This window comes from Pseudomonas sp. C2B4, from assembly GCF_013359695.1.
Taxonomy (GTDB): Bacteria; Pseudomonadota; Gammaproteobacteria; order Pseudomonadales; family Pseudomonadaceae; genus Aquipseudomonas.
Map to the genome: position 1 here is coordinate 63,923 of NZ_JABFMU010000026.1, position 16,448 is coordinate 80,370.

Here is a 16,448-nt window from a genome sequence, read left to right on the forward strand (position 1 = left end):
CTGGAGCCGGCGGTCAGCGGCTCACCACCTTGAGATCCTGCTTGCGTTCGCCTTCGATCAGTTTGAAGCGGTATTCCCGCCCCTTTTCCTTGTCGAAGCCGAACGTTCGGCCGGCCATGACGAGGTGCTTGACCGTTGCGCCGCAGTCGGTTTCCTTGGCCAGCGAACAACTCTTGAACTCGTCGATCACCAGCACTGTGTTGCCGTTGTTGCGCACCTCATAGCGGCTGGCAGTGTCGTTGATCACCGTGTCAAAACGCACATCCTTGGGCCGCACAAAGAATACCGTGCCGAACCCGGTCATCACGTTGACCCCGGCCGACAGGGTCTTCTTATAGTCCTCGCGCTCTTCGTTGGAGACCACAAATTCATCTTCCTTTTCCGGCACCACCGGTACGAAGCGCACCCGAAAATACCGCTCGCGGTCACGCTCGCCCATGTACAGCAGGCGCGTGCCCTGCATGCCCTGGGCCGGGATGATCAGCCGCGCCGGACTGGCCATCAAACCGTTGCGCGACGCGCCATCGGCCGCGGTCACGACCGGTATTTCCTTGGGCATACCTTCGCTGTCATAGACGATTTCCAGCACGTTGACCTTGACGAATGCGGTGCTGTCACCGCTGTTGAATATGCGTTTAAGGTAGGTGCTTTTGTCGCCATCCAGATAGTCGTACACCGTGCCGACATTGATCTGCGGCCCTGCATGGGCCGCTACGCAAAACAACCCGAAAACCAATACCAAAGACAGTCGTTTCATTGACTTCAACCCCATGAAAAAGAAATGGTCAGCTCCGGACGTTCAAACTTCCGAGTCCCAGATAACCGTGACGTGACCGCTGTACGTGTCGCTCACACCCGGCTTGAGCAGAGCCTCGATTCGATGTTTGGCCATCTCGAAACGCAGATTTCCCTGTTTTCGGTCCACGTAATGCCCTGGCTGGAAGGGGCCAACCCATTGTTTGTGCCGCAATTTGACATCCTTGACCCCGGCACCGCCGGGTCCCGTGATTCCAGGCGGCAAGCTCATGTTCACTTCGACGGCGGTGCGAGATGCCGACGCATTTCTCAAGTTGCACTCGGTCGAGGTAAATGATTCGGCGCATTCCATCATCACTTTGAAACGCGACGAGGCGGAGATGTAGAACGGTTGATCGCGATAGATTCTGGAGGGCTTGCGACCGCTGTCGATCCATTGCCGCCAGCCGCCTTCGGGTTCAAGGATCACTTTATTCCCACCTGGCGGCAGGTCGACTTTAAGGGTGTGCTGCACATCGAGGACGAAGTCCAGGGTCAGGTTGTTGTCATCCGGCACCATCATGGTCCCCATCTGAAAATCACCGCCGGGGCCGAGGTGGTAAGACAACGATCCGCTATACAGCCCGGAGGACATGCCCAACGGATTGGGGGTGCGCAATTCATAAGCGAAATCGATGCCGTTGAAGTACATCGACGGGATCCGGTAAGCGGCCACCTTGATGCAGGGTGCCTCGACCGGCGCCTTCCAGAAGAATTTGTAGGTCGCGGGGGTGTAGGCCCCGACGCCGCTGTACTGGCAGGGGGACGGGGCATACACCCAACTGCTGCTGGTCCAGAGTTTTTGATGACCTTCGAGGATGTTCGATACCCCTACCAGGTTGGCCGCCGTATCGCTGAGGAAGAAGCTGGAACCGATGCCGATGATGCGCACCTCGACGGTTTCGGTTTCCTGAGTATCCCGGTTGGTAACGGTCAGTTGCCGCCAGTTGGCCGGCACCTTCAATCCCAGGCCGTCGCCGGGCATGAGGGCGCGCGTGGAGTCGAACCGTACCGGAACGTGAATGCTGAACATGTTGTTGTCCGCGCACTCTCTGGGATAACTGGCGCAATAACCACTGTTGGGCGTCTTGTTGATAAATACATTCCTGTTCGGCTGCGACGGATCCGGCTGGAACAACGCCTTGATTTCCTGATTCACCGCCTCTGCCGCCGGCATGCTCAGCGCCGCGAGCAAACCCAACCCATACGCAAATCCTTTCATGACTCAACCCGCCTTCTGATCGGTAATGGTTGCATCGGCCAGGGTGTCCGGTGTGCAGCGCAGATCCCCGATCATCAACACGTTGTTTTCGCTGCGATGCTCACTGGCGTTGAGGCGGAACTGGCACAGCAGGCGGTTATCCTGGCGCACTTCCAGGGTCGGCGAGCCGGCATTCATTTCCATCGAGAAGAACCCATCGACCTCCGTCACCCCGCGACTGGCGTGGTTGATCACGTGGTGGCCCTTGAGCGGCTGCCCCTGTTCATTGACCAGCCGTCCCAGCACCGTCAGGGTTTTCATCACGCGGATCTTGCGGTAGTCCACCCCGCCCTTGTTCAGGTGATAACGGGTGCGCGCCGGTTCGATGGTGGCCGCCGGCACATGGTTGCCCTCGAAGTCGAAACTCACCGAGCTGTTCTGGTAGGCGGTGATCGGGATGAAGTTGCGCCCCGGTTTCAACGCCGCGCTGCCACCGCTGTAGTCATCGGCGCGCAGGGCAATGCCATCGATGTCCGATTCGACATCGACGATCATGCCGGCACCGCGCATTTCATACTGGCTGGTCATGAGCATCTGCTGACCGCCCAGCACCAGGGTGCTGTCCAGGTTCAGGCCGCCGGTGAAGTTGCCGTTGTAGGACGAGCGCTGGATGAACCCATCGCCATTGATCGCGTCGGTGCGGAAGTTGGCCAGGCTGGACACGCCCACGCCGTAGGTATCGGTCAGGGCAGTGACCGATACGTTTTGCAGCACGTGATCCTTGAGGTCCTTGCGCCAACCGATGGATGCATTGTTGTCGCGGCCCCCTTCGCGGGCAGTGCGTGAGCCGATGCTGCCGGTGATCTGCTCGCCGGGCGCGCCCAGTGCCACACTTACGCTCAGGTCGACCCCGCGATTGCGATCATTGCCGCTGCTGAAACTGCCCGGCCGGTCGAACAGCGACAGGCGCCAGTTGGCATCGCTGCCAAACAGCGTGGTGCGCTGGGTCCAGCCCAGGTCCACGCCGACACCTTCGACGTTGCCCTCGCTGTGGGATACCCGCGCATTGACCGAATTCTTGTTGCTCAGCCGATGGTTGACCGCCAGTGACGAGTTGGTGGTTTCGCCCTTGAAGACATTGCGCTGCCGTACGCGGGTGCCGTCAGGTAGCGTTTCGTAGAGGTCGGTGGTGTCCAGCCAGCTGCGGTTGTGGCTGATCACCAGACTGCCGGCGCCATAGTTGTAAAGGCTTTGCAGGTCCAGACCAGTACCGTGGTCCTCGGTTTTGTAGACGTTGGCGTACAGGCTGATGTGGTTGGCCAGGGTCCAATCGATGGATGTGCCGTATTGCAGTTTTTCCCGGATCTGCCGCGCCGACAGGCCGAGAATCACCCGCGGGTGCATCAGGTAGTTGACCGAAGCCCCGGCCGTGGGACTGCCGCTGGCCTGTTGATCCCAGTTGCTGAGCAGTTTGCTTTCTTCACCGGCAAACAGGTTGTAGCGCCAGCGTTCGTCGAGGTTGCGCCAGTTGCCGGGTTTGTACACCAGTTCCTGGGTACTGGAGGTGATCTGCCCGTCCTCGATCAGGCGCACTTCCACTTCATAGATGCCGCCCGGCAACGGACGGGTGTCGAGGGTCTGCAAGCCGGCCGGCACCGATTGGGTGTTGAGCAACAGGCCGTCGCGGTAGATCTCCACCGAGCCCTGGCGGTTGGCGGTGACGTAGATCGGATAAACGCTGGGCATCGGGCTGTTGATGGCCAGGCTGTCGGAGCTGCCATACATGACACCGACGGCCGTATCGGGGCTGGTGCCGAACGTGCGCGGTTGGCGGGTCAGCCCTTCGGAATTGGGGGTGAAATAGCCCAGGCGGAAGAAGTTGCCTTGCAACTCGCGCTGGGTGTAGAGCTCGTGTACAGCGTGATAAAGTTTGTCGTCCGGACCGCCGAGGCGGGCCAATTGCATGTTGAACGTCTGGCTCCAGTTGCCCAGGCTGCCGCTGGCTTCAAGGCCGAAGCGCCCGCCCAGGTCCTGTTCCTGGCCGCCATTGAGGTTGAGCTGGTTACGCACCATCAGGCCGCTGCTGCCGCCGACGGGTTGCTCGTAATAACGCTTGGCCTCGAGGTCGCGCTCAGCGTTTTCGGTGAGGATCGAGACCAGCGAGTTTTCCAGGTTGTAATGCACCGCCAGCACCTGGTCCTGGCAGGAGCCAGTGCAAGCGCCCAGAGGCACGCCGGGCTTGAGGTAACTGGCCCACTTCTCCCGCTCGGCGGGGCCGTAACGGTTCTCGCTGGTGTTGGTGAATTCCAGAAGCGTGATGCGATCGTCGCGAGACAGCACCACCATGGCCTCCCCCAGTGGCTGTTGATCCAGCTCCACCCGCACAGCCAGGGGCACATCAAAAAAATGCTCCTCGAAATCCGCCGGCAAACCTTTGGCCTGGGCCAACAGACTTCGCGGTGTCGTACCGGCGGATTCGGGAGCCGCCACGGCACTGGCACAAAACAACAGCGCAAGCGCTGCCGCGATGGGTGTCATCGGGAACATGAACTCGTACTCTGATTTCGAACAAGTTGAAGTCCGGCGGACAAGCCATGGGGATTGCCCGCCGGATAACGCCGCTTCAATAACTAGCGTTTATTGCTGATCGTTCGATCAAGGCGCAGGGGCAACAGGAGGCACAGCATCGAAGGTCATGGCGACCATGCCGGTGTAATCACCCGGTTGGAAAGTAGTGCCTTTGGCGCTGATTTTCAGCGGGGCACGGTAGTTCACGTCGGACTCGGCTTCACCCACCACCAGCTGTGGCGTCAGGGTCAGTTCCTTGTTGTTGAACTCGACTTTCAAATCAATGGCTTCGGAACCAGAGATCAGTTTCGGTGCACTTTCCAGGCTGGCGTGAACCGAACCGTTGTTGTTGCGCACGTCGAAGAAACCGGTGACTTCACGCATCTTGCCGGTGCTCGGCTGGAAGCTCATGTCCTGGTCCTTGTTGACCAGGTCCGAGTCAGTCGGGACCACATAGAAACCATTGGTCGGCACGTGAGCGACGAGGCTGATGGAGTGAGCCGCTTCACCGGCGGCGAAGGCCATGGAGGAGTTGAGTGCCAGAACAGCCAGTGGAGCAGCGATTGCGAATTTCTTGAACATCAGTCAGTACCTGTTTTCTTGGAAGGATCAGTTCATTGAAAGTGCAAATAACGCCTACCTGTTGAGGGTCGTGTTGGTTTGGACTTTCAACGCCGGGGCATGATCGACTGTTCGTTCTGGAAAGTAAGCAGGCAACTTCCGATGATCGCGTAGTTCAACTACTTCATAGCCGGAAAGAAAAAAGAACAAATAAAGGAAAACAGAAACAGCAACTGTAAGTTCCATACTACATACAGTTTTCAACTAAAAACCATACAGCAACATCGACTATTGAATACGGGAACATGGAGCGAATCTAGAATATAAGCTCCAATTAAATAGAGTGATAGCTTTAACTTTTGAGATTGTCCGCATGAACACAATATCCAGATGGGCGCGCTGGATAGATTCATGATTTTTCTCTCCCTGCTGACCGCCATTCGTCGGCCAATGACATTCATTCTCAACAAAAGCCTTGCTCATCCAACAAGATATATCTTAAGTTGTATCTAAACGTGAAGAGAGCAAGAGAAAATGAGAGACCATCATTCCCCCCACCGTGAACACGGCGATGGCCGCGACGGCTTCGAAAAACGCCCCGGCCGCGAGCGCGGCGGCCGGGGTCCCCGTGTGTTCGCCCCCGGTGACCTGAAACTGCTGCTGCTGGCGCTGATCGCCGAGCAGCCGTGCCACGGCTACGACCTGATCCGCCAGATCGAGGGCATGTTCGACGGCGCCTACAGCCCCAGCCCCGGCGTGATCTACCCCACCCTGACCTTCCTTGAAGAAAGCGAAATGATTTCGGGCGATGCCGAAGGCGGTAAAAAACGCTACAGCGTGACCGATGCCGGACGTCTTTCCTTGAGCGAGCAGGCGATTGCGCTGGATGGCGTGCGCATGCGCATCGAGGTCAGCAAGCGCTCGTTGCGCGGCCATGACCGACCGCCCGAGATCCATGAAGCGGTGCATAACCTGCGGCATGCCTTGCAGATGCATCACGGTCGCTGGAGCCCGGAGGAAATCCTGCGGGTCCGCGACCTGCTCAATAACACCGCCAAAGCCATTGTCGACGGCCCCGCCGTTCAATCTGCCCAGGAGCCAACCGAATGACCGACATTATCGACCCATCCCAAGGCATTCACCGCGTCATGCATGAAATCAAACGCCGTCGGCTGGAGGTACTGCGCGTGGTTGATCTGACGCCGCGCATGCGCCGCATAACCTTGGGCGGACCGGAGCTGGCAGGCTTCGTCAGCCTCGGCACGGACGATCACGTCAAACTGCTGTTCCCGCAGAACGCGGCGGAACAGGCGGCGCTGGAAACCCTGGTACTGGGTGCCGGCAAAGACAGCGGCCCGATGCCGGCCATGCGTGATTACACCCCACGGCGCTATGACCTCGATACGCTGGAACTGGACATCGACTTCGTCCTGCACGGCGACGGTCCTGCCTCGACCTGGGCCGAACAGGCCAAACCGGGGCAGTTCCTGCACATCGGTGGCCCACGGGGTTCAATGATCGTGCCGGACATCTTCGACAGCTACCTGCTGATCGGCGACGAAACCGCCCTGCCCGCCATCGCCCGGCGCCTGGAAGGCCTGGCGGCCAATCGGCGTGCGCTGGTGATCATCGAAGTGGAAAACGGCAAGGAGCAGCAGGTGCTCGAGAGCGCTGCCGAGGTGAATGTGATCTGGGTGCTGCGTGAAGGGGGCAAGGACCATTTGCTGACCACCGTGCGCCAGGTCAAGGTGCCGACCGGCAGCCTGTATGCCTGGGTCGCGACCGAGAGCAAGGTATCGCGGCAGATTCGCCGGGTGTTGCTCGATGAGCATGGGCTGGATGATCAATTCGTCAAAGCGGTTGGCTACTGGCGGCTGGATGGTAGCGAAGAGGAGTAACTTCCTCACTGGCCCCTTCGCGAGCAGGCTCGCTCCAACAAGGGGCCGGTGTACGCTGATCCACTGTGGGAGCGAGCCTGCTTGCGAAGGCGATGCTACAACCGCTACACATCCATGCCTTTGCCACCACGCCATCGATCCAATCCGATCACCACCAGTGCAATCACCACAAACCCCACCAGCAGCCCACCCGCATTGATAAACACCTGTGGATAACCCAGCTTATCCACATCAATGAACGGATAGGGATACGCCGCCAGCAAATGCCCGCGCAGCAACGCATAACCGAAGTACACCAGCGGATAAACCACCCACAGCGCGATATGCCACAACCGCAACGTGCCCTTGGGTACCCAGCACCACCAATAGACCAGAAACAGCAGCGGTATCACGTCGTGCATCAGCTCATCAGCCAGCCATTGCCAGCCTTCGGGGTGCCATAAGTGGCGCAACAACAGGCTGTATGCCACGCCGACCACGGCGATGCTCACGGCAATGCCACTGCTGACCCACGGCTGCAGGAACCAGCGACGTGCCGCAGATTCGCGGGACGTCAGTTCACAGGTCAATACCGTCGCCACCAGCGTATTGCTGAGCACGGTGAAATAACTGAAGAAGCTCACCAGTCCGCCCAGCAGACTGGCTGCCAAGGTCCAGCGCGAGTAGAAAATCAGGTACAGCTGAATGCTCAATCCGGCCCAGCCAAGGATGGCAGCGACGGCGACGAAGCGACGCCGCGCAACTGACTGGATGACCATGTTCAGAGCGGACGCTTGGTGCGCATCAACTTCACGTACAGGCGCTCGACTTTCTCCCTCGCCCACGGCGTCTTGCGCAGAAAGGTCAGGCTCGACTTGATGCTGGGGTCACTCTTGAAGCAACGGATATCAATGCGCTCGGCCAGCCCCGACCATTCGTAGTGTTCAACCAGGGCGTTGAGGATTTGCTCCAGGGTGACGCCATGCAGCGGGTCGTGGGTCTGTTCGGTCATGCCGGGCCTTCAGCGATGTAGGAATGGGAAGCCGCGCACCTTAGCCGAGGGCTTCGTTGGGGGGAAGCGATCTGTGTGCTGTCCGTTAAATGTAGGTGAACCGCGACAACTTTGTGGGAGCGAGCCTGCTCGCGAAGAAACCAATGACGCTGCGGGGCATCTGGATGAACGCGTTATCGTTCACCCCCTTCGCGAACAGTCTCGCTCCTACAGTGGCCCGCCTCACTGTTACCAAATCCGAAACGATGCATGTCAGTAAAAGCCCTTTCTCTATTTGTAACAGAACATTATCCTTGCGCACGCTTTAGCTGAAACGCTTCCGCAATTCCCTTCAGTTCTGCTGTTTCCGTTCATTCCCCAGAAAAAGATCAAGAATGCCCGATTTACAAACCTCGAAAGACAGCGCTGTCTTTACGCCTGTCATTCGCCAGAAACCCCTGAACCTCCTCGGCGGATTCACCGCATTGAGCCTCGCCACTTGCGTCCAGGCCACCCCGGCCTTCGATAGCGACTCACCGTGGATGCTCGGTGACTGGAACGGCACGCGCAGCGAACTGGCAGAGAAAGGCTACGACTTCAAGGTCGACTACACCGGTGAAATGGGCAGCAATCTGCACGGCGGCTACGACCATGACCGGACAGCCCGTTACAGCGATCAATTCGGCTTCGGCACCCATCTGGATTTGCAGAAGATCCTTGGCTGGAACGACGCGGCGTTTCAGCTGACCATTACCGAGCGCAGCGGCAACAACATCAGCAACGACCGCATCAATGATCCGCGCGTGGGCGGATTTACCTCGGCCCAGGAAGTCTGGGGCCGGGGCCAGACCTGGCGACTGACGCAGATGTGGTACCAGCAGAAGTTTTTCGACCAGAAACTCGATATCAAGGTCGGCCGTTTCGGCGAAGGCGAAGACTTCAACAGCTTCCCCTGCGATTTCCAGAACCTGGCGTTCTGCGGCTCCCAGGTCGGCAACTGGGACGGCGGCATCTGGTACAACTGGCCGGTCAGCCAGTGGGCGATGCGGGTCAAGTATCACCTGACGCCCGAGCTGTACGCGCAGGTCGGCGCCTTTGAGCAAAACCCGTCGAACCTCGATCGCAACAACGGCTTCAAGCTCAGCGGCAGCGGCACCCAGGGCGCGATCCTGCCGGTTGAACTGGTGTGGACACCGAAGCTCAATGGCCTGCCGGGCGAGTACCGCGCCGGTTATTACTACAGCAGCGCCAACGCCACCGACGCCTACAAGGACAGCAACGGCCAGCCCGCTGCCCTGAGTGGCGAGGCGTACCGCAGTGCGTCGAGCAAACACGGTGTGTGGCTCGGCATCCAGCAGCAAATCACCAGCGTCGCCAGCGATCACAGTCGGGGTTTGAGCGTGTTTGCCAACGGCACGATGCACGACAAGAAGACCAACGCCATCGACAACTACGTCCAGGCCGGTGTCGTCTACAAAGGCCTGTTTGACGCGCGTTCCAATGACGACATCGGCTTCGCCCTGGCCCGTGTCCACGTCAACCCGGCCTATCGGAAAAACGCCGAGGCGACCAATCAGGCCCACGCGGTTTTCGACTACGACGACCCGTCGTTCCTGCCGCCCCAGGACACCGAATACAGCGCCGAACTCTACTACGGCGTGCACGTCACGAACTGGCTGACCGTGCGCCCGAACCTGCAATACATCCGTCACCCCGGTGGCGTGGACCAGGTCGACGACGCGCTGATTGGCGGGCTCAAGATCCAGTCGTCGTTCTAAGAATTTCGCAAAAACCTGTGGGAGCGAGCCTGCTCGCGAAGAGGCCATCAGATCCAACATTAGCGTCGGCTGACACACCGCTTTCGCGAGCAGGCTCGCTCCCACAAGGGGCCGCATCGACTGGACACCTTTTATCTAAACCCTGCCCGCACAGGATCCTCATCTACAGTGAACCTGCGCGGGACTACTTGAAATGTCACGGAGAACCACACTATGAGCACTGATGGTGCTTTGAGTCGAAGCCGTCTGCTGCCGAGCCTGCTCGGTGTCCTGCTTCTGCTAATGGGCCTGGCCATGCTGGCAGGCGGTATCAAGCTGAGCCTGCTCGGCGGCTCGCTGTATTACCTGCTGGCCGGTATTGGCCTGGCCCTGACCGGCATCCTGCTGATCGCCGCTCGCCGTGCCGCGCTGGGCCTGTACGCGCTGGTGCTGTTCGCCAGCACCGTTTGGGCGCTGTGGGAAGTCGACCTCGACTGGTGGCAACTGGTGCCGCGTCTGGCCATGCTGTTTGCCCTTGGCATCGTCATGTTGTTGCCGTGGTTTCGCCGTCCGCTGCTGCGCCAAGGCGCTGCACCGCTGGGCACCGGCGCACTGAGCGTGGCCGTTGTGATTGCTGGCGCAACCGCACTGGCCAGCCAATTCACCAACCCCGGTGAAATCAAGGGTCAACTGGACCGCGACAGCGTGCCAGGCATGACCAACACCGCCCCGGCCATGCCGGACGGCGACTGGAACTCCTACGGCCGCAGCGCTCACGGTGACCGTTACTCGCCACTGGCGCAGATCACCCCGCAGAACGTGCACAAACTGGTGCCGGCCTGGACCTACCGCACCGGCGATCTGCCAGGGCCGAACGACCCGGGCGAAACCACTGCCGAAAACACCCCGCTGAAAGTCAACGGCATGCTGTACGTGTGCACGCCACACAGCCAGGTGATCGCGCTGGACCCGGACTCCGGCAAGGAAATCTGGCGTTTCGATCCGAAGCTCTCCACGCAGAACGCGGCGAACTTCAAGGGTTGGGCGCACATGACCTGCCGTGGCGTGACCTATCACGATGATGCGGTGTATGCCTCCGAACAGAGCCCGACCGGCAGCGCCAGCGCCCCCGTCGCCAGCATCTGCCCGCGCCGGATCTTCCTGCCGACTGCCGACACCCGTCTGATCGCCCTCAACGCCGACACCGGCAAGATGTGCGAAGACTTCGGCGACAAGGGCCAGGTCGACCTGCGTGCCAACATCGGCGGCTTCACGGCCGGTGGTTACTACTCCACGTCGCCGCCGGCGGTCACCAAGGACCTGGTGGTCATTGGCGGTCACGTCACCGATAACGTCTCCACCGACGAGCCAAGCGGCGTGATCCGCGCGTTCGACGTGCACACCGGCAAACTGGTGTGGAACTGGGACAGCGGCAACCCGGACGACACGACGCCGATTGCCGAAGGCAAGGTCTACACCCGCAATTCGCCGAACATGTGGTCCATGTTCGCGGTCGATGAAAAACTCGGCATGCTCTACCTGCCGATGGGCAACCAGACCCCGGACCAGTTCGGTGGTGCGCGCACCCCGGAATCGGAACTGCACGCCGCCGGCCTGACCGCCCTGGACATCGCCACCGGTAAAGTGCGCTGGCACTTCCAGTTCACCCACCATGACCTGTGGGACATGGACGTCGGCGGCCAGCCAACCCTGATGGACCTGAAAACCGCTGATGGCGTGAAGCCGGCGGTCTTGGCCTCCACCAAGCAAGGCAGCATCTACGTGCTGGACCGCAGCACCGGCCAGGCCATCGTGCCGATCAATGAAGTGCCGGTGCCGCAAGGCGCGGTGGAAGGCGATCACACCTCGCCGACCCAACCGAAATCCGACCTCAACCTGATGCCGCCACCGCTGCAGGAACGCGACATGTGGGGCGTGACCCCGTTCGACCAGCTGATCTGCCGGATCGACTTCAAATCCATGCGCTACGACGGCCCGTTCACCCCGCCATCGCTGCAGGGTTCGATCGTGTATCCGGGTAACTTCGGCGTGTTCGACTGGGGCGGAATCTCGGTCGACCCGGTGCGCCAGATCGCCTTCGTTAACCCGAGCTACATGGCGTTCAAGTCGAAGATGATCCCGGCCGCCGACATCGCCGCCCAAGGCCCGCGCAAAAGCGAAACCGAAGGCGTGCAGCCAAACAAAGGCGCGCCGTACGGCGTGGTCCTCGAAGCGCTGCTGTCGCCAATGGGCCTGCCGTGCCAGGCACCCGCGTGGGGCTACGTGGCGGCGATCGACCTGACCACCCATGAAAAAATCTGGATGCACAAGAACGGCACCGTGCGCGACAGCTCGCCGGTTCCGATTCCCCTGAGCATGGGCGTTCCCAGCCTGGGCGGCACCTTCACCACCGCCGGTGGCGTCGGGTTCCTCAGCGGCACCCTCGACCAGTACCTGCGTGCCTATGACGTGAAAAACGGCAAGCAGCTGTGGGAAGGCCGCCTGCCGGCCGGCGCGCAAACCACGCCGATGACCTACACCGGCAAGGACGGCAAACAGTACGTACTGGTCGTGGCCGGCGGTCACGGTTCGCTGGGCACCAAACAGGGTGACTATGTGATTGCGTACAAGCTGTCCGAGTAAGTCATAACGGCAGTAAAACCAAAGGCGACGCCCTCACAGGCGTCGCCTTTTTCATGACCAACAAAAAGCCAACTGTGGGAGCGAGCCTGCTCGCGAAAGCGGTGTATCGCTAACACTTCGATTGACTGACACGCCGTCTTCGCGAGCAGGCTCGCTCCCACAGTTTGTTCGGCGACACCCCAAAGTCCAGCTAACCTGAATCCCTGCTGAACACACCTTCGAATGATCCATTAACCCCAAGACATCATTGAAACCACCGCCAACCTGCCCCATCTAAGACCCATACCCATTGCGCAGGTGCCCACATGAGCGACCAGCAGGAATTCCCCGAAGACCCGAGCGAATACGCCGACCCGGAAAATGCCCCTCACCACACCCCCGGCAAAGGCCTCGCCCTGCCCGGCCAGAATCTGCCGGACAAGGTCTACATCATCCCGATCCATAACCGACCGTTCTTCCCGGCCCAGGTGCTGCCGGTCATCGTCAATGAAGAACCGTGGGCGGAAACCCTGGATCTGGTGGCCAAGTCCGAACACCATTCCCTGGCCCTGTTCTACATGGACACGCCTCAGGACAACCCACGCCACTTCGACACCTCGGCCCTGCCGCTGTACGGCACGCTGGTCAAGGTGCACCACGCCAGCCGCGAAAACGGCAAATTGCAATTCGTTGCCCAGGGCCTGACCCGCGTCCGCCTCAAGACCTGGCTCAAGCACCATCGCCCGCCGTACCTGGTGGAGGTCGAATACCCGCACCAGCCCACCGAGCCGACCGATGAGGTCAAGGCCTACGGCATGGCGCTGATCAATGCGATCAAGGAGTTGCTGCCACTCAATCCGCTGTACAGCGAAGAGCTGAAGAACTACCTCAACCGCTTCAGCCCCAACGATCCGTCACCGCTGACCGATTTCGCCGCCGCGCTGACCTCGGCCACCGGCAGCGAACTGCAGGAAGTGCTCGACTGCGTGCCGATGCTCAAGCGCATGGAAAAAGTCCTGCCGATGCTGCGCAAGGAAGTCGAAGTCGCGCGCCTGCAAAAGGAAATCTCCGCCGAAGTGAACCGCAAGATCGGCGAACATCAGCGCGAATTCTTCCTCAAGGAACAACTCAAGGTCATCCAGCAGGAGCTGGGGCTGACCAAGGACGACCGCAGCGCCGACCTGGAACAATTCGAGCAGCGGCTGACCGGCAAGGTCCTGTCGTCGCAGGCGCAGAAGCGCATCGAAGAAGAGATGAACAAGCTGTCGATCCTCGAGACCGGCTCGCCGGAGTATGCGGTGACCCGCAACTACCTCGACTGGGCGACCTCGGTGCCGTGGGGCGTGTACGGCGAGGACAAACTCGACCTCAAGCACGCGCGCAAGGTGCTGGATAAACACCACGCCGGCCTCGACGACATCAAGGATCGCATCCTCGAATTCCTCGCGGTCGGGGCCTACAAAGGCGAGATCAGCGGCTCCATCGTGCTGCTGGTCGGCCCGCCGGGCGTGGGCAAGACCAGCGTCGGCAAATCCATCGCCGAATCCCTGGGCCGGCCGTTCTACCGCTTCAGCCTCGGCGGCATGCGCGACGAAGCCGAGATCAAGGGCCACCGCCGCACCTACATCGGCGCGCAGCCGGGCAAACTGGTGCAGGCGCTGAAAGACGTCGAAGTGATGAACCCGGTGATCATGCTCGACGAAATCGACAAGATGGGCCAGAGCTACCAGGGCGACCCGGCCTCCGCGCTGCTGGAAACCCTGGATCCGGAACAGAACGTCGAATTCCTCGACCACTACCTCGACCTGCGCATGGACCTGTCGAAAGTGCTGTTCGTCTGCACCGCCAACACCCTGGATTCCATACCCGGCCCGCTGCTCGACCGCATGGAAGTGATCCGCCTGTCGGGATACATCACCGAAGAAAAAGTCGCCATCGCCAAGCGCCACCTGTGGCCCAAGCTGTTGGAAAAAGCCGGGGTCTCCAAAGGCAGTCTGAGCATCAGTGACAGCGCGTTGAAATCCTTGATCGACGGCTACGCCCGTGAGGCCGGCGTGCGGCAGCTGGAAAAACAGCTGGGCAAACTGGTGCGCAAGGCCGTGATGAAATTGATCGACGAGCCGGACGCGGTGATCAAACTCGGTCCGAAAGACCTGGAAGCCTCCCTCGGCCATCCGGTATTCCGCAACGAACAGGTCCTGTCCGGCACTGGCGTCATCACCGGGCTGGCCTGGACCAGCATGGGCGGCGCGACCCTGCCGATCGAAGCGACACGAATTCATACGTTGAACCGCGGTTTCAAACTCACCGGGCAACTGGGTGATGTGATGAAGGAGTCCGCGGAAATTGCCTACAGCTACGTCAGCTCCCATCTGAAGTCGTTCGGCGGCGATCCGAAGTTCTTCGATGAAGCCTTCGTGCACCTGCACGTGCCGGAGGGCGCGACGCCGAAGGACGGCCCGAGCGCCGGCGTAACCATGGCCAGCGCCCTGCTGTCCCTCGCCCGCAACCAGCCGCCGAAAAAAGGCGTGGCCATGACCGGCGAACTGACCCTGACCGGGCATGTACTGCCGATCGGCGGCGTGCGCGAAAAGGTGATTGCGGCGCGGCGGCAGAAGATTTTCGAGCTGATCCTGCCGGAGGCGAATCGGGGGAACTTCGAGGAACTGCCGGATTACCTGAAGGAAGGCATCACCGTGCATTTCGCCAAGCGGTTTGCGGATGTGGCGAAGGTGTTGTTCTGACAGTCTCTTAGCGCCTGCGCCACCGCTTTCGCGAGCAGGCTCGCTCCCACAGGGATTTAGGGTTCACACATATTTTGTGCCCCACTCAAATCCCTTGTGGGAGCGAGCCTGCTCGCGAAGGCGTCAGCACTCACGCCGCCATTTCCCGGCTGCTGTCACATTTTGTCTCATCTCGGTTATGCTCGCCGTTCGTCGTGAACGCCGGAGCCACTGACCTTATGTCCCCCACCCGCCTGTTTGTCCCCCTCGCCCTCGCGCTGCTGGCCGCCTGCGCCACGCAACCCAAGCACAACGTGACCGTGGAAAAACAAAGCGAATGCCCGGTGAAGCTCACCAACGGGCAAAACCTGATCCTGACCCTGCCGAGCAACCCGACCACAGGCTACCGCTGGGCCATCCAGGATTCGGCCGGCGGCGTATTGCGCGCACTGGGCCCCGAGGTCTACAGCAACCCGGAAGATGCTGGCGTGGTGGGTGCGGCGGGGATCTCGACCTGGCGTTTTCAGGCATTCACCTCCGGTACCGGGCGTTTACGCCTGACCTCGCAACAGCCTTGGGCGCCGGAAGTGCTGCCGGTGGAGTCTTTCGACTGCGCCATTTCGGTTAACTGACCATGGGCTGGCTGATCCTGGCGCTAATGGGCGCGGTGACGTTTCTCTACGGCCTGAGCGTGCACGCCTCGTTGCTCTGCCTGCTGGTCAAACCGCTGCCCGTCCTCGCCCTGCTCGGCTGGCTGCATGACGCGCCCCCCAGCGAGTACCGGCGCTGGATCAGCCTTGGATTGATTTTCTCCCTGCTGGGCGATGTGTTGCTGGCGTGGCCGGGGGATTTGTTTGTGTTCGGCCTTGGGACGTTCCTGGTCGCGCATCTGGCCTATCTGAAAGCTTATTTGAGCGATTGCAGGCGACTGGCGCTGTTGCCGCTGATCATCGCCCTGGGTGTGGGCGCGGTGCTGCTGGGGATTCTGATCGCCCACGGATTGGGGCCGTTGCTCATCCCGGTCATCGTTTACGGCGTGGCCATCAGCGCCATGCTCTGGCGAGCCTTGGCCCGCCTCGGCACCGACGTGCCCAAGCGTTCGGCGCTGCTCGCTGCGGCGGGTGCCGTGGCGTTTGTGTTCTCGGACAGCGTGATTGGCATCAGCCGCTTTGTGGCGCCGTTCGATGCCGCGCCGTATGTGATCATCCTCAGCTATTGGCTGGGGCAATGGGGCATTACCGCGTCGGCGTTCGGTCCAGAACCGCGCTGAATTCTTCGCGAGCAGGCTCGCTCCCACAGGTTTAGCGCAATCCCTGTGGGAGCGAGCCTGCTCGCGAAAGCGATATCACCGAC

13 protein-coding genes are annotated in these 16,448 nt (G+C 60.6%); 7 read left to right on the top strand and 6 right to left on the bottom strand.

What is annotated here, in order from left to right; all coding sequences use genetic code 11:
• Positions 1–13 precede the first annotated feature (13 nt).
• The 4 genes from HNQ83_RS17485 to HNQ83_RS17500 all read right to left on the bottom strand — a co-directional run bounded on the left by HNQ83_RS17485 (position 14) and on the right by HNQ83_RS17500 (position 5,146).
• A complete protein-coding gene (locus HNQ83_RS17485) occupies positions 14–757 on the bottom strand; it encodes a molecular chaperone (protein WP_175390082.1) in 744 nt (247 codons plus the stop codon).
• Between the two features lie 42 nt (positions 758–799).
• On the bottom strand, positions 800–2,017 hold the full coding sequence (locus HNQ83_RS17490) for a hypothetical protein (RefSeq protein WP_175390083.1): 1,218 nt from the start codon (positions 2,015–2,017) through the stop codon (positions 800–802).
• A gap of 3 nt (positions 2,018–2,020) precedes the next feature.
• A complete protein-coding gene (locus HNQ83_RS17495; RefSeq protein WP_175390084.1) occupies positions 2,021–4,543 on the bottom strand; it encodes a CS1-pili formation C-terminal domain-containing protein in 2,523 nt (840 codons plus the stop codon).
• 108 nt (positions 4,544–4,651) lie between these two features.
• Positions 4,652–5,146: a CS1 type fimbrial major subunit gene (locus tag HNQ83_RS17500; protein ID WP_175390085.1), complete on the bottom strand. Its 495-nt coding sequence runs from the start codon at positions 5,144–5,146 to the stop codon at positions 4,652–4,654.
• Positions 5,147–5,659: 513 nt separating this feature from the next.
• Here HNQ83_RS17500 and HNQ83_RS17505 point away from each other — a divergent pair.
• Positions 5,660–6,235 (top strand): PadR family transcriptional regulator, encoded by a 576-nt coding sequence (locus HNQ83_RS17505; RefSeq protein ID WP_175390086.1) that lies wholly within the window; start codon positions 5,660–5,662, stop codon positions 6,233–6,235.
• Positions 6,232–7,023: a siderophore-interacting protein gene (locus HNQ83_RS17510; protein ID WP_175390087.1), complete on the top strand. Its 792-nt coding sequence runs from the start codon at positions 6,232–6,234 to the stop codon at positions 7,021–7,023. Before HNQ83_RS17505 ends, HNQ83_RS17510 begins: the two co-directional genes overlap by 4 nt.
• Before the next feature lie 104 nt (positions 7,024–7,127).
• Here the strand turns inward: HNQ83_RS17510 and HNQ83_RS17515 are convergent, their stop codons facing one another.
• Positions 7,128–7,781, bottom strand: coding sequence for a Pr6Pr family membrane protein (locus HNQ83_RS17515; protein ID WP_175390088.1), 654 nt, complete (start codon positions 7,779–7,781; stop codon positions 7,128–7,130).
• A 2-nt stretch (positions 7,782–7,783) separates the two neighbouring features.
• Positions 7,784–8,014, bottom strand: coding sequence for a VF530 family DNA-binding protein (locus HNQ83_RS17520; protein ID WP_095193720.1), 231 nt, complete (start codon positions 8,012–8,014; stop codon positions 7,784–7,786).
• 374 nt (positions 8,015–8,388) lie between these two features.
• Between HNQ83_RS17520 and HNQ83_RS17525 the strand changes: the two genes are divergently transcribed.
• From HNQ83_RS17525 to HNQ83_RS17545, 5 genes are all read left to right on the top strand, one after another.
• Positions 8,389–9,771: a carbohydrate porin gene (locus HNQ83_RS17525; RefSeq protein ID WP_175390089.1), complete on the top strand. Its 1,383-nt coding sequence runs from the start codon at positions 8,389–8,391 to the stop codon at positions 9,769–9,771.
• A 213-nt stretch (positions 9,772–9,984) separates the two neighbouring features.
• A complete protein-coding gene (locus tag HNQ83_RS17530) occupies positions 9,985–12,393 on the top strand; it encodes a glucose/quinate/shikimate family membrane-bound PQQ-dependent dehydrogenase (RefSeq protein WP_175390090.1) in 2,409 nt (802 codons plus the stop codon).
• A 305-nt stretch (positions 12,394–12,698) separates the two neighbouring features.
• On the top strand, positions 12,699–15,116 hold the full coding sequence (lon, locus tag HNQ83_RS17535) for an endopeptidase La (protein ID WP_175390091.1): 2,418 nt from the start codon (positions 12,699–12,701) through the stop codon (positions 15,114–15,116).
• Positions 15,117–15,334: 218 nt separating this feature from the next.
• Entirely contained in the window at positions 15,335–15,727 is a 393-nt protein-coding gene (locus HNQ83_RS17540; RefSeq protein WP_175390092.1) for a protease inhibitor I42 family protein, read from the top strand.
• A gap of 2 nt (positions 15,728–15,729) precedes the next feature.
• Complete coding sequence (locus tag HNQ83_RS17545) at positions 15,730–16,365, top strand: lysoplasmalogenase (RefSeq protein ID WP_175390093.1); 636 nt, start codon at positions 15,730–15,732, stop codon at positions 16,363–16,365.
• Positions 16,366–16,448 lie beyond the last annotated feature (83 nt).